Annotated in this window: 8 protein-coding genes; 2 read left to right on the plus strand and 6 right to left on the minus strand. The window is 60.7% G+C overall.

The window, feature by feature from the left end:
• Positions 1 to 87 precede the first annotated feature (87 nt).
• Complete coding sequence (gene eno / locus ET418_RS01765; RefSeq protein ID WP_149305851.1) at positions 88 to 1377, plus strand: phosphopyruvate hydratase; 1290 nt, start codon at positions 88 to 90, stop codon at positions 1375 to 1377.
• Between the two features lie 73 nt (positions 1378 to 1450).
• Here the strand turns inward: eno and ET418_RS01770 are convergent, their stop codons facing one another.
• Positions 1451 to 4948, minus strand: coding sequence for a CheR family methyltransferase (locus ET418_RS01770; RefSeq protein ID WP_149305852.1), 3498 nt, complete (start codon positions 4946 to 4948; stop codon positions 1451 to 1453).
• A gap of 266 nt (positions 4949 to 5214) precedes the next feature.
• On the opposite strand from ET418_RS01770, the gene ET418_RS01775 reads away from it, so the two are divergent.
• Positions 5215 to 6801 carry a glucose-6-phosphate isomerase gene (locus tag ET418_RS01775; RefSeq protein WP_149305853.1) on the plus strand — a complete coding sequence of 529 codons (1587 nt, stop codon included), beginning with the start codon at positions 5215 to 5217 and terminating at the stop codon, positions 6799 to 6801.
• Between the two features lie 156 nt (positions 6802 to 6957).
• Here the strand turns inward: ET418_RS01775 and hrpB are convergent, their stop codons facing one another.
• From hrpB to secF, 5 genes are all read right to left on the minus strand, one after another.
• A complete protein-coding gene (hrpB, locus tag ET418_RS01780; RefSeq protein WP_149305854.1) occupies positions 6958 to 9495 on the minus strand; it encodes an ATP-dependent helicase HrpB in 2538 nt (845 codons plus the stop codon).
• A complete protein-coding gene (locus tag ET418_RS01785; RefSeq protein WP_149305855.1) occupies positions 9492 to 10391 on the minus strand; it encodes a cation diffusion facilitator family transporter in 900 nt (299 codons plus the stop codon). The genes hrpB and ET418_RS01785 overlap by 4 nt, the downstream gene beginning before the upstream one ends.
• A 3-nt stretch (positions 10392 to 10394) precedes the next feature.
• On the minus strand, positions 10395 to 12101 hold the full coding sequence (recJ, locus tag ET418_RS01790; RefSeq protein WP_149305856.1) for a single-stranded-DNA-specific exonuclease RecJ: 1707 nt from the start codon (positions 12099 to 12101) through the stop codon (positions 10395 to 10397).
• A gap of 77 nt (positions 12102 to 12178) precedes the next feature.
• Positions 12179 to 12754 carry a tetratricopeptide repeat protein gene (locus ET418_RS01795; protein ID WP_149305857.1) on the minus strand — a complete coding sequence of 192 codons (576 nt, stop codon included), beginning with the start codon at positions 12752 to 12754 and terminating at the stop codon, positions 12179 to 12181.
• Between the two features lie 38 nt (positions 12755 to 12792).
• On the minus strand, positions 12793 to 13713 hold the full coding sequence (gene secF, locus ET418_RS01800; RefSeq protein ID WP_149306071.1) for a protein translocase subunit SecF: 921 nt from the start codon (positions 13711 to 13713) through the stop codon (positions 12793 to 12795).
• Between the last annotated feature and the right edge of the window lie 9 nt (positions 13714 to 13722).

A 13722-nucleotide genomic window follows, 5' to 3' on the forward strand; every position in this document is an offset into this window, starting at 1 on the left:
TGGAAGTAATGTGATATAGAAATAGCGTTTTGTGTTTACGGAGACAACGTATCTCCATACCAACTAATTCCATGCAAGGGGGCAGCAATGAGTGAAATCGTAGATGTCTACGCTCGGGAGATCCTGGATTCCCGCGGAAATCCGACACTGGAAGTGGAGGTGTTTCTCGAATCCGGGGCCTTTGGGCGGGCCGCCGTTCCCTCCGGTGCATCCACCGGCGAACGCGAGGCCCTGGAACTGCGCGACGGCGACAAGTCCCGGTACCTGGGCAAAGGCGTGCTCAAGGCGGTGGACAACGTCAACAATCAGATCGCCGATGAGATTGTCGGCATGGAGTCCGACGACCAGATCGGCATCGACATGAAGATGCTGGAACTGGACGGCACCGAATACAAGAGCAACCTGGGCGCCAACGCCATCCTGGGCGTGTCCCTGGCGGTGGCAAAGGCGGCCGCCGAGGAGGCGGGACAGCCGCTGTACAAATATATCGGCGGCGCCGGCGCCCGCGAACTGCCGTTGCCGATGATGAACATCCTCAACGGCGGTGCCCATGCCGACAACAACGTTGATATCCAGGAATTCATGATCATGCCGGCCGGGGCGAAAAACTTCGCCAGCGCCCTACGCATGGGCGCCGAGGTCTTTCATGCCCTCAAATCCGTGCTCAAAGGTAAAGGCTACAACACCGCCGTCGGCGACGAGGGCGGTTTCGCCCCCAATCTGAAATCCAACGAAGAGGCCCTGGAAGTCATCATGGAGGCCATCGCCAAGGCCGGCTACAAGCCGGGCGAAGACGTGCTTCTGGCCCTGGACGTGGCCTCGTCGGAACTGTTCAAAGACGGCGTCTATACCCTGGAGAACGAGGCCGAGCCGAAGAAAAGCTCCGACCAACTGATCGACTTCTACGAGAACCTGGTCAACAAGTACCCGATCATCTCCATCGAAGACGGCATGGCCGAAAACGATTGGGACGGCTGGAAAAAGATGACCGAGCGTCTGGGCAAGCGCATCCAGATCGTGGGGGACGACCTGTTCGTCACCAATCCCAAGATCCTCAAGGAAGGCATCCAGAAGGGTATCGCCAACTCGATCCTGATCAAGCTCAACCAGATCGGCACCCTGACCGAGACCCTGGAGGCCATAGAGATGGCCAAACGGGCCGGCTACACCACGGTCATCTCCCACCGCTCGGGCGAAACCGAGGACACCACCCTGGCCGACCTGGCCGTGGCGGTCAATGCCGGCCAGATCAAGACCGGCTCCCTCTGCCGCACCGATCGCGTTGCCAAGTACAACCAGTTGCTGCGTATCGAGGACGAGCTGGACAACGTGGCCCTGTTCAGGGGACACGACGTGTTCTACAGCATCAAGAAATAATATGTAACCCATCAATAAAAAACGAAAAAGGCGGGGTTACCCTCGCCTTTTTCGTTCCCATTCCCCTACCCGTTCAAACCTCTATCCTGAATTCCGCGCCATCGGCGATATTGCGTGCCGTAAGCCTGCCGTTCATATTCTTTTCGATGATGGCTTTCGACATGAACAGCCCCACCCCGGTCCCCTTGTCCGGCCCCTTGGTGGTGAAATACGGCTCGAAGATCTTGCCCATGGTGTCCCCGGCAATGCCGCCGGCGTTGTCGGTGATGGTCACAATGGAGCGCCCCTCTTCCGTGCCGATGGTCACCACCACCTTGGCATCGTCGGGGCGCTTGTCCAACAAGGCATCCCTGGCGTTCAGCAGGATGTTCAGCAGAGCCTGGGAGTACTCGTTCGGATAGCCGGAAACCGTGGGGTTGGCGTTCGCCTGGGTCTCAACCGCAACCTGCTGGTTTTTGAAACTCTCCTCTACCAGCGCCAGGGTCTTTACAACCACATCGCGGATCGCAAATTCGACCTTTTCCTTGTCGGGTTTGAAGAAATTCCTGAAATCTTCGATGGTCTGGGACATGTGATTGACCAGCCCCATCGCCTTGCCGACGGTTTCGTCCAGAAATTCCTGGTTGAACTGTTCCATGCCGTAAAACAGCCGTATCTGCTGAACCAGGAGCCCCAGCACGTTCAGCGGCTGGCGCCACTGGTGGGCGATATTGTTGATCATCTCCCCCATGGCCGCCAGACGGCTCTGCTGCAGGAGCATCTGCTCCTTTTTACGCAGGGCCTCCAGGGCGTGCAGCCGTTCGCTGGTCTCTTTCCGCAGGGATGACAGCGCCGTAGCCAACTCCTCGGTGCGTTCCGCGACCCGGTGTTCCAACTCGTCGTGGGCACGGAGCAGTTCCTCCTCCGCCCGTTTGCGTTTGGTGATTTCGTGGGCATACATACGCACAACATTGAAACGGGGGATCAATTGGATCGTCTCGCCAAAAACCCGCTCCTGGATGGTAATCTCCCGATACAGGGTCGTCTCGGTGGCCCTGTCCCACTCCTCCAGAATTTCGTTGACATCCGGGGGGAGGAAACCAACGGCATCCTCCCCTGCCAACCCAACGGTCTCCAGAAACCGTTGCGCGGCCGGATTGGCAAAGACAATGCCGCCTGATGCATCCGCCTCCAGGACCGGGTGCGGATCCAATTGTGGAAACGAGGCGAGATGCCGCCCATGTTCCTCTTCTTTCTTTCTCTCCGTGATATCGCGGACGATCTGTGATGCCCCGATGATGCGGCCCGAAGCGTCCTTGACAGGCGAGGCGGTCAGGGAGACATCTATTCGCCGCCCATCCCTGGCAAGGCGTACGGTTTCCAGGTGATCAATCCGCTCGCCCGCCTTCAACTGGCCAAGTATCTGCTCCTCTTCGGCCAACAGCTCAGGAGGGAAGAGCAGAGAGATCGGTTTTCCGATAACCTCTTTAGCAGGATAGCCGAACAGCCGTTCGGCGCTGCTGTTCCAGGTACTGATGCGGCCGTCCAGTCCCTTGGAGATAATGGCGTTATCCGATGATTCGACAATGGCCGCCAGCCGGGCCCGCGTCTCTTCGGCCCTCTTGTGCCCGCTGATATCCACGAGGGTGATGACGATGCCATTGATGGCCCCTTCGTGGTTCCGATAGGGGAGTACCCTCTTGAGGTAACAGCGTCCCTCTTTCAGGGTGGTGACCTCCCGCTCGGCAATGGGATGCCCACCCAGCACCTTGAGGGCATCACGGGAAAGCGCCGGCCAGTCGAGCTTTCCCGCCAGATGCTGGAAGGGGCGGCCCAGATCGGCCGGGATCAGGCTGAAGATGGCGGCCATGGCCGGGGAAAAACGTTTGATGGCAAGCTGACGGTCAAGAAAGATGGCCGCGATCTCGGAACTGGCGAAGAGATTTTCCATGTCGCTGTTGACCAGATTGAGCTCTTCCACCTTCTGCTGCAATTCGGTGTTGACGGCAAGCAGTTCCTCATTGAGCGCCTGCAACTCCTCCTTGGAGGTTTCCAGTTCCTCATTGGTCGCCTGCAACTCTTCGTTCATCGACTGGTATTCTTCGTTGATCGTGATGAGTTCCTCACTGGAGGACATGAACCCTTCGCTTGAGGTGGCGAGCTGTTCGACGGTGACCTGGAGTTGTTCGTGGGTGATGCACAACTGCTCCTCCAACTGGCGTATCAAGGCATCCTTGGAGGAGTCGTCGCCCGGAGCGATTTCGGTTCCGGGAGCCGGCGGGGCCGTAAGGGGCGCACGTATCGGTTCAAAGATCACCATGGCCTGGGTTACGCCAAGAGATGCCGTAACAAGGGGCTCAACCAGCACATTGACCGTAGATTCCCCATCGCCGTCAACAATCTTCACACCCCGGAAGACAACCTGCCTCTGTTCGCCGAAGGCCGTATGGATCGCTGCCCGCAACGGCGGTCGCAGGGACTTCCGTGCCATCTTCAGGATATCCCGGGACGGTTCGCCGACGGGCACTTCGAGGAAACGGCCGGCGTGGGGAGAGACATGGACCACTTCATATTTCTCGTTGACCATCACCCAGGGAGGGGCATAACGCTCCACAAGTATCTTTTCTGCCCGCTGTGCGGAGATATCCTCCCGGGCGTCGGCAGACTTCGAAGAGCGGACCGCTCCGGCAGGTTTGGGGACGGGAACGGAAAAAGGGAAGATCGTTTCGCCGGACCGACCGCTCTCCCGACGCTGAAAGATCTTCCACTTCTTATGAACCGGGATGAACATATCGGTGTGCTGGCCTATCGTTTCCGATGCTCCCAGAAACAGGAACCCCTCCGGCTCCAAGATTTGATGGAAGAGGGGAATGAGTCGCGTCTGCATGTCGGAGGTGAGATAGATGAGGCCATTGCGGCAGACGAGCAGGTCGAGGCGGGAAAAGGGAGGGTCCTTGATCAGGCTATGGTGGGCGAATACCACCATCTCACGCAGTTGCCTGATCACCTGGTAGCCGCCGTTCGTTCTGGTGAACCAGGTCGCGAGCCGTTCCGGCCCCACGGACGCTTCAATGGCCTCGGAGTATTGTCCGGCCCGGGCCTGGGCAAGCGCCTCCTCGTCCAGGTCGCTGGCAAAGATCAGCACCTCGGCGGTACGATTCTGGCTTTCCAGATACTCCCTGATCAGGATGGCCATGGAGTATGCCTCCTCACCCGTGGAACAGCATGGGTGCCAGATGCGCACCGGGTCGTCGGCATTCCGCCCCGCAAAGAGACGCGGGACCACCTCTCGGCCAAGAATTTCAAACGCCTCCGGATCGCGGAAGAAGCCGGTCACCCCGATCAGGAACTCCCGGCAGAGGGCATGGGCTTCCTGGGGGTTCGCGTTCAGGAGGGCAAGGTAGTCCGCAACTTCACGCGCATTGTTCATCGCCATGCGCCGCTCGATGCGCCTTTGGATGGTATTGATCTTGTATGAACTGAAATCGTGTCCGGTCCAGGACTGCACCAGATCCAGTATTGCGGTTAAGTGCCCACCTCGTTCGGCAGAGCACGCCGGAAGGGAGGTATCGGTCGCGGACTTTCTACTCATAGCAGACCCCTATCCTGAATTCGATCCCGTCAGAACGGATGCGACCTCATACTGATTGCCCTGGAGAGGGGGCAGGTGACGGGCCGCTGTCTCTCGTGCCTTGAACCTAATAAAAACCCCGTGATGTTACAAGATAAAAGTAAGCATTCCCTGCATATTTTTTGTCCGGTCGCAACAAATCAGAGGGCAAACGGTCTGGCAACTTGACAAACGGTGTGGACAGGGCAAAATGGCTCTGACGTTTACGACCACAACCGGAGGTTATCATGGGCGATCTTACACTTTGGAAGCGTTATACCACCCATCTCTGCCTGTGTCCAAAGCTGGGGTTGTCTCTGGATATCAGCCGCATGGGGTTCCCTGAAGCGTTTCCGGATCACATGGAACCGTCCATGCAACGGGCTTTCACCGCCATGAAGGAATTGGAGGCCGGCGCCGTGGCCAATCCGGACGAACAGCGCATGGTGGGGCACTACTGGCTGAGAAACGCCGCCCTCGCTCCGACCGGCGAGATCCGGGACCAGATCGCGTCGGCCCTCGACCAGATCAAAACCTTCAGCTATAACATCCACTCAGGCACCATAACATCTCAAAATAACGAAACATTCAAAAATATTCTCATCATCGGCATCGGCGGTTCGGCCTTGGGACCGCAGTTCGTGGCCGAGGCCCTCGGCATGGCCGGAGATCGGATGAAGCCCTCGTTCCTCGACAACACCGATCCCGACGGCATGGACCGGGTGTTCGCCGAACTGGGGGACGACCTGGGTCGCACCCTGGCGGTCGTCATCTCCAAGAGCGGCTCTACCAAGGAGACCCGTAACGGCATGCTGGAGGCCCAGGCCGCCTACCGGCGCGCAGGGTTGGAGTTCGCCCTCCATGCCGTGGCCGTGACCGGCGCCGGAAGCGAACTGGACAGGCTCGCCGCCGCAGAAGGGTGGATCGCCCGCTTCCCCATGTGGGACTGGGTCGGCGGCCGGACCTCCGTGACCTCTGCGGTCGGCCTGCTCCCGGCAGCCCTGCAGGGGCTCGACATCACGGCCCTGCTGGCCGGTGCCGCGGCCTGCGACGCCGTCACCCGCCAGACGGAGACCCGACAGAACCCCGCCGCGCTGATGGCCCTGATGTGGCACTACGCCACAAACGGGCGCGGGGAGAAGGATATGGTCATGCTCCCCTACAAGGACCGTCTGCTGCTCTTCTCCCGTTACCTGCAACAGTTGATCATGGAGTCCATCGGCAAGGAAGCGGACCTGGAGGGGAACATCGTCAACCAGGGCATGACGGTCTACGGCAACAAGGGGTCCACCGACCAGCACGCCTATGTGCAACAGTTGCGCGAAGGGGTGGCCAATTTCTTCGTGACCTTCGTTGAGGTATTGCACGACCGTGAGGGAGCATCGATGCCGGTGGAAGAAGGGATTACCAGCGGAGATTTCCTGTTCGGCTTTTTCCAGGGGACCCGTCAGGCGCTCTACGAGAAGGGACGCGAATCCATGACCATCACCGTGGAGCGGATCGACGCCTTTACGATTGGCGTCCTGATCGCCCTGTTCGAGCGCGCCGTCGGCCTGTACGCCAGCCTGATCAATGTCAACGCCTACCATCAGCCCGGGGTCGAAGCGGGGAAAAAGGCGGCCGGTGCGGTCATAGCCCTGCAAAAGGAGATCGTGGGACTGCTTGGGAAGGGACAAAATCCCATGACAGCGGGCGAGGTCGCCGCAAGCCTCGGCAAACCGGAGGCGGTGGAGCAGGTCTTCGCCATCCTGCGGCACCTGGCGGCCAATCCGGACCGGGGTGTCGCGGCGGTATGCGAGGGGGATGTCAGCGAGTGGAAATTTTGGAAACAATAAACAAACTAACTTCTGCCACAGAGACACGGAGACACCGAGGTTCACAGAGAAATTCAAAACACAGGCTTTGGGTCCACGAACGACAGTTTTTGAAAATTTGCGGTTTTGACTTTCTCTGTGTCTCCGTGTCTCTGTGGCAGATTTTTGTTTTCAAATCTAGCTACCCCGTGGTTTCGCCCGCCGCGTCGGCTGGGCGCTCCAGGGGTCGTCCGGCCAGGGGTGTTTGGGATACCGCCCCTTCAACTCCTTTTTCACCTCATGGTAGGCGCCGTTCCAAAACCCCTTCAGATCCCGCGTGACCTGTATCGGCCTCCCGGCCGGCGACAGGAGGTGCAGCAGCACCCCGACCCTTCCCCTGGCAATGGTCGGCGTATCCGACAGCCCGAACAGTTCTTGCAGCTTCACTGCCAGTACCGGCCACTCCCCGGCCGCGTAATCGAGCCTGATACGGGAGCCGCTCGGCACCTCCATATACGTTGGGGCCAGTTCGTCCAAAAGCCGCAGGCGGCGGTAGTCCAACAACCCGAGCAGCAGCGGAGCGACGTCCAGCGCCCGCAACTGCTGGGCGGTGCGTACTCCGGCCAGATGGGGCCCCAGCCACTCCTCCAGCGTCTCCAGCAGGTTTTCGTTCGTAAGATCCGGCCACCCATCCTCCGGCAGGGCCTTACGCAGAAGCGCCACCCGCCCCTGTACCCGCCGGACCGTATCATCCATGTCGAGCAATTCCAGACGGGATGCCCGCACCGCCTCCAGGATCACAGGGCATAGCTCCTCATTGCCGGGGGTGTAGGGGGATGACGTGAGCCTGAGTGCTCCTATACCCTCCTCCCTGGCCGCCACAACCCGTTTTTCCCGCTCGTTCCAGGCGATTGTGCTCCGCAGAACGATCAGCCCGGCGCATTCCTGGCGCAGAAGGTCCTCACCAACCTCTGAGGCCAGGTGGATGATCCCCTCATCCTGACCGCCCCCGTCAACGTCCACCGCCACGATGTATTCGGCCTTCCGCGCCACACTGCGGGGCGAAAGCCTGGCGCCACGGCCGCTTGCCAGCAGATAGCGCCCCTCCCCGTCCCCGCGGCGCCGGGCCAGCCGGTCGGGATAAGCGGCCAACAGCAGCCGGGCCGTCGCCTCATCCGCATCGCCCGGCCGTTCCTTGCCGGCGGCGGGCTTCAACAGGCGTTCCAACTGGCGGCTCACCCGCTCCACCGCTTTCAGGCTAGCCGCGTCGGCCCGTTCTCCGCCGGAACCGCCCTTGCGCCAAGCGTGCAGGCATTCCAGACGTTCCACGATGTCCGACGGCCCCACACGGGGTGCGCGCTCGCCTCCGGCCGTGCGGAAGATGTCTCGCTCGGAGACCAGCGCCGCCAGGTCGCAGCCGAGCTGCGCGCAGCCCAGCTCCTGGGCTCGTAGCAACAGGCGGCTCAGGCGTGGATGGAGCGGCAACCGCATCATGGACCGCCCCTGGGGGGTGATGCGCCCCTGGCTATCCACGGCTCCCAGGGCGGCCAGCAATTGCCGCCCTACGGCCAGGGACGCAGCCGGGGGCGGATCGAGCCACGCCAAGTCTTTGGGATCGTGAACGCCCCAGGCAGCCAGTTCCAATACCAGGGGCGACAGGTCGGTATCCAGAATCTCCGGTGGGGTGTGGGGCGTCATGGCGCTCAGGGTGTGGCGGCTGAACAGTCGGTAACAGGCCCCCGGCCCGAGCCTGCCCGCCCTCCCCTTGCGCTGTTCGGCGGAGGAGGCGGATTCACGCACCGTGACCAGCCGGTTCATACCGCTGGCCGGGTCAAAGCGGAGCCTCCGCGAGAGGCCGCTGTCGATCACCGTCCGCACCCCCTCAATGGTCAGGCTGGTCTCGGCGATACTGGTGGCCAGCACCACCTTGCGCTGCCTGCCGGGTTGGATGGCTCGTTGTTGTTCGTCAAAGGGGAGATCGCCGTAGAGTTGATGGACTGCAATCCCCCTCTCCCCCAAGCCGCATCCGGCAAGCAGGGAGGCACAGATACGGATCTCGCCGCTGCCGGGGAGAAACGCCAACAGGTCCCCATCGGTCTCGTGCAGCGCCCGCTGGATGGCGGCGACCATACGGTCGGGAAGCCGCGCAGGCAAACGCTCATCCAGGTAGACCTCCTCCACCGGAAAGGAGCGGCCGGCAGAACTCAGCACCGGGGCCTCCCCCATGAGACGCGCCAGGGGTTCCACGTCCAGGGTGGCCGACATGACCAGAATCTTCAGGTCCGGCCGTACCTGGCGCTGCACATCCAGGCAGAGCGCCAGCCCCAGGTCGGCCTGGATGCTCCGTTCGTGAAACTCGTCGAAGATCACCATCCCCACCCCTTCCAGCAGGGGGTCGTTCTGGATGCGGCGTGTCAGAATGCCCTCGGTGACTACCTCAACCCGGGTGGCTGACGACACCCGGCTCTCGAAGCGGATCGAATAGCCCACCGTCTGCCCTGCCTCTTCCCCCAAGGTGCGCGCCATCCAACGGGCAGCCGATGCCGCGGCGATACGGCGCGGTTCGAGCATGACGATGCGGCCCGCTTCGGGCGGGATGATGTCCAGGAGTGCCAGGGGAACACGGGTGGTCTTGCCGGCGCCGGGCGGGGCGTGCAAAACGATGCACGGGGACGTGCGGGCGGTCTGGAGGAGGTGGGGAAGGATGTGGTCAATGGGGAGCGGTGTCGTCGTCACAGCCTGATCAGGTCCTCATGTTCCTCATCATGGGGGTTGATGTGGATCATCACGTCGCCCACATTGGGAAATCCCTGGAAGATGAGCTTCTTCACCCGGGTGGCCACATCGTGGGACTCCTTGACCGTCATGGCGGGGTCCATATCCAATTTGAGGTCGATGATCATATACTGGCCGGAACGGCGGGCGCGGATGCCGTGGACATGCTCCACCCGGGCCACGCTCTCCGCCAGACGGGTGACCTCACTCACAAAATCCGGCGGGGCAGCGCCGTCCATCAGGTCGTTGGCCGATTCCCGGAAGGTCTGAAAACCGATGTGCAGGATGAAAAACGAGGTCAGGCCGGCCGCCAGGGGGTCCATGATCCCCCAGCCGAAATAGGCCCCTCCTACGCCCACCAGGGTCGAGATCGACGTGATGGCGTCTTTACGGTGATCCTTGGCAACCGCCAGAAGCGCGGGACTCTCCAGTCGTGCGCCGGTTTTTTGCGAGAAGCGGTAGAGCCATTCCTTGATGATGATGGTGATAAAAGCCGCAAAAACGGCTATCAGCCCGGGCGATTTGAAGTCGCGGTCGATGACGGCATGGGCCGATTCAACCAGGATCCAGGCGCCGGTTGCGACGATAACCATGGAGACAAATAGGGCCGCAAGGCTTTCGGCCCGGCCATGGCCGTAGGGATGTTTCTCATCGAAAGGTTTGCGGCCCAGCTTGAGCGCCACCATGGTGGAGAACAGGGCGACGAAATCGCAGGCGCTCTCGATACCGTCGGCAAACACGGCGTCCGAACGCCCCCAGTAGCCGGCGGCCAGCTTGAAGACCATCAGCACCGCATTGACCCAGAAGCCGATGCGGATGATACTCTCCGCCTGATCAAAACGCTCATTGCGCTGCATGCATCACTCCGTGGGGCGCAGGTCCTTCACCCGCAACTGCAGGGTGGAGTTGCCGTTCCATTCGTTCATCTCCGGGAAAAACGCTATATCAACCATACCAGGGAGTTCCCGGGACGCAAGGCGGAAGGCGATGGCGTTGAAGTGGCACCCTCCCCCGGCCAGCCGCAGCTTCAAATGCCCGTCCCCCACCACGCGATGTTCCATGACCCGCAGCCCGCGCATGAGCAGCACCGGTTCGGGGTTGCCGGCGCCGAACGGTTCCAGCCGTTTCAGCTCCCGTGCCAGTTCCGGCGTGATATCTCCGGGCTGAGCCTCGGCATCCACATCCAACTGCGCCACGAGATCATCCTCCGTCAAGAGCCGGGCCGCCTCGGCCTCGAAGGCGGCGGCAAAGGCGGTGACCGCGTCTGCCCGCAGACCGACCCCCGCGGCGTACCGATGACCGCCGAAACGTTCCAGGAAAGGAGAGCAGGCCGTGACGGCGTCCAGCAGGTGAAAGCCGGTGATGCTGCGGCCCGACCCCTTGGCGCTGCCCTCCTCGTCAAGACTGATCAGGATCGTCGGCCGGTGATACCGCTCCACCAGACGCGAGGCCACAATCCCCACCACCCCCTGATGCCAGTTTTGGGAGGCCAGGATAATACTGCGGCAATCGGGGTAAGCCCCGGACGTCTCAACCATTTCAATCGCTTCATCCAGGATGCGCCGTTCGGTGGCCTGGCGCTCGGCGTTGGCGGCGTCCAGGTCCTCGGCGATTCCTTGGGACTCTGTTTGATCAATGCTCAGCAGCAGATCAACCCCCGGAACGGCGCTTTCCATACGGCCTGCGGCATTCAGGCGTGGAGCGAGGCGGAAGCCGACCTGTCCGCAACTCACACCGCCCGTCACACCGGCGACCCGTTTGAGCGCCTGGATGCCAGGCTTTGTGGTGGCAGAGAGCTGTTTGAGACCGTGAAAGGCAAATATGCGGTTCTGCCCGGTGAGCGGGACCACATCGGCAATGGTGCCCAAGGCCACCAGATCGAGCCATTCCCGCAGGTCCGGTTCATTGCCCCCCGTGAAAGCTCCCTCGTCACGCAGGGCCATGCGCAGGGCCACCAGCAGATTGAAGGCCACTCCGACCCCGGCCAGGGACTTGAAGGGGTAGGGACAGTCAGGTTGCATCGGGTTTACTACGGCAACGGCATCCGGAAGCGTCTCCTTGGGCAGGTGGTGATCGACGACGATCAGGTCGATCCCCTGCTCACGGCAGAACAGCGCCTCTTCAACCGCCGTAATGCCGCAGTCCACCGATACGATCAGGTTAGCCCCCAGGGCAATGATCCCCTGGATGGCCTCCCGGTTCAGCCCGTAGCCGTCATCGAAACGGTTCGGAATGAAATAGCGGCAGGAAAAGCCGGTCTGTCGCAGAAAGGAGACCAGGAGGGCGGTGCCCGAGATGCCGTCCACGTCGTAATCGCCATAGATGCAGATGGTGTCCCGGTTGCGACGCGCTGCCAACAGCCGTCCGACCGCCGTCTCCATCCCCCGCAACAGAAGGGGGTCGAGCATGTCCGAGAGTGACGGCGCCAGGAACGGGCCCGCTTCCTTGGCGGTTTCGATCCCCCTGGCCGCAAGCACGGCGGCCGTGAGCCGGTGCAGGGCAAGGTCGGTGCCGAGACGCTCAACCGTTGCCGCAGCTATTTTTTTCGCATTCCATTTTTTGTGCAAATCAGGTCATCCTTGCCCGGCGCCTTGACCACTGCCGGGGTAAAAAAAATCCCCCGTCAGGCGGGGGATTTTTTTGTCTATTTCATGGCCGGCGGTGTTCCCTTACTGTACTGCTCGATCATGCCCTTGATCTGAATGGCGGTGGCGCTGGTCGGATCCACCTCGATATATTTTTTCCAGTACGGCAGCCCCTTTTCCGGCTGTTTCATGTCGACGGCGTAGACGATTCCCATATTATACAAGCTCTGGAGATGCTTCGGGTCAAGCGTCAGAGCCTTGCCAAAGTTGACAACAGCCTTGTCGTACCACCCCACCCGGCGGTACATGACCCCCTGGTCGGTAAGAACGTTGGGGTTGTTCGGGTCAAGTTCCAACGCCTTGGCGTAGGCGCCGATAGCTTTCTGAGCCTGGTCGGTATCAAAATAGTCGTTGCCCAGAGAAATCCAGACCGTTACATTTTTGGGGTCCTGGGCAACGACTTTCTCCGCTTCGGCAATACGGCGGGCGTAATCGGTCGGACTGCCGGAGCCGGCCGGGATCGCCGGCATGGCTTGCTCTTGTTTATGGGTGGAGCTGATACTGAACACGAGATAACCACCCAAAAGACCGGCTATCAACGCTACAACAGCTATGATTATATTTTCGTTTTTCAATGGCTGTTTCTCCTTCAGAATTTCAGTCCCTGAGTTGGTCAGGCCTTGCCACCCTGTTTTACCAGAGCGCGGTTTTCCAGCAGGACCACGATGGGGCTGGCAACGAAGACAGACGAATAGGTGCCGACCAGTACGCCGACCAGGAGGGCAAGCGAGAAGTCGTGGATCACTTCGCCGCCGAACAGAAACAGCGATGCTGCAGCGAGAAAAACGGTCGTGGAGGTGACGATGGTACGGGAAAGCACCTCGTTGATACTCGCGTTGAAGATGGTCTGCATCGCCCCCTTGAGATTTTTGTGCAGATTCTCGCGAATGCGGTCGAACACGACCACCGTGTCGGTCAGGGAATAACCGGCAATGGTCAGCACCGCGGTGATGAACAGCAGGTTTATTTCCTTGTTGAACAGGTAAAAGACCGCAAACATGGCCAGACAGTCGTGGATGGTCGCCACGGTGGCGCCGATGCCGAACTTGAAGTCAAAACGCCAGGCGATGTACAGGATGATACCCAGAAGCGAAATGGCCACCGCCACCAGGGTGTCTTTGCGCAGCTTGTCGCCGATGGAGGGGCCGATTTCGGTGGTGCTCTCCACGACATAGGGATTATCGGCAAACTCGCTGGTGAAGGAAGCCTTGACCGCATCGGCGGACTTGCCGACAGCAGCCCCGGCGTTCTTGTCGATCTTGATCAACAGCTTATTGCCTTCCTTGATCTCCTGCAAATCGACCCGGGCGATGCCGTGCTTGTGAAGCGCCGTACGCGCATCCGCCATTGCTATCGGCTTGGCGAACTTGAGCTGCATGGAGGTGCCGCCGGAGAAGTCGATCCCCATGTTGGCCGCACCGCGGGTAATCTGAACGAGGCCGATAATGCCCAGAATGGCGATGATCGACGATATTACGAAGGAAATGTTGCGTTTTCCGATAAAATCTATGTTGGTCTTGCCCAGAAGATGCAAATGCATGTG

It is taken from the genome of Oryzomonas rubra, from assembly GCF_008369015.1.
In the GTDB taxonomy this organism is placed as follows: domain Bacteria; phylum Desulfobacterota; class Desulfuromonadia; order Geobacterales; family Pseudopelobacteraceae; genus Oryzomonas; species Oryzomonas japonica.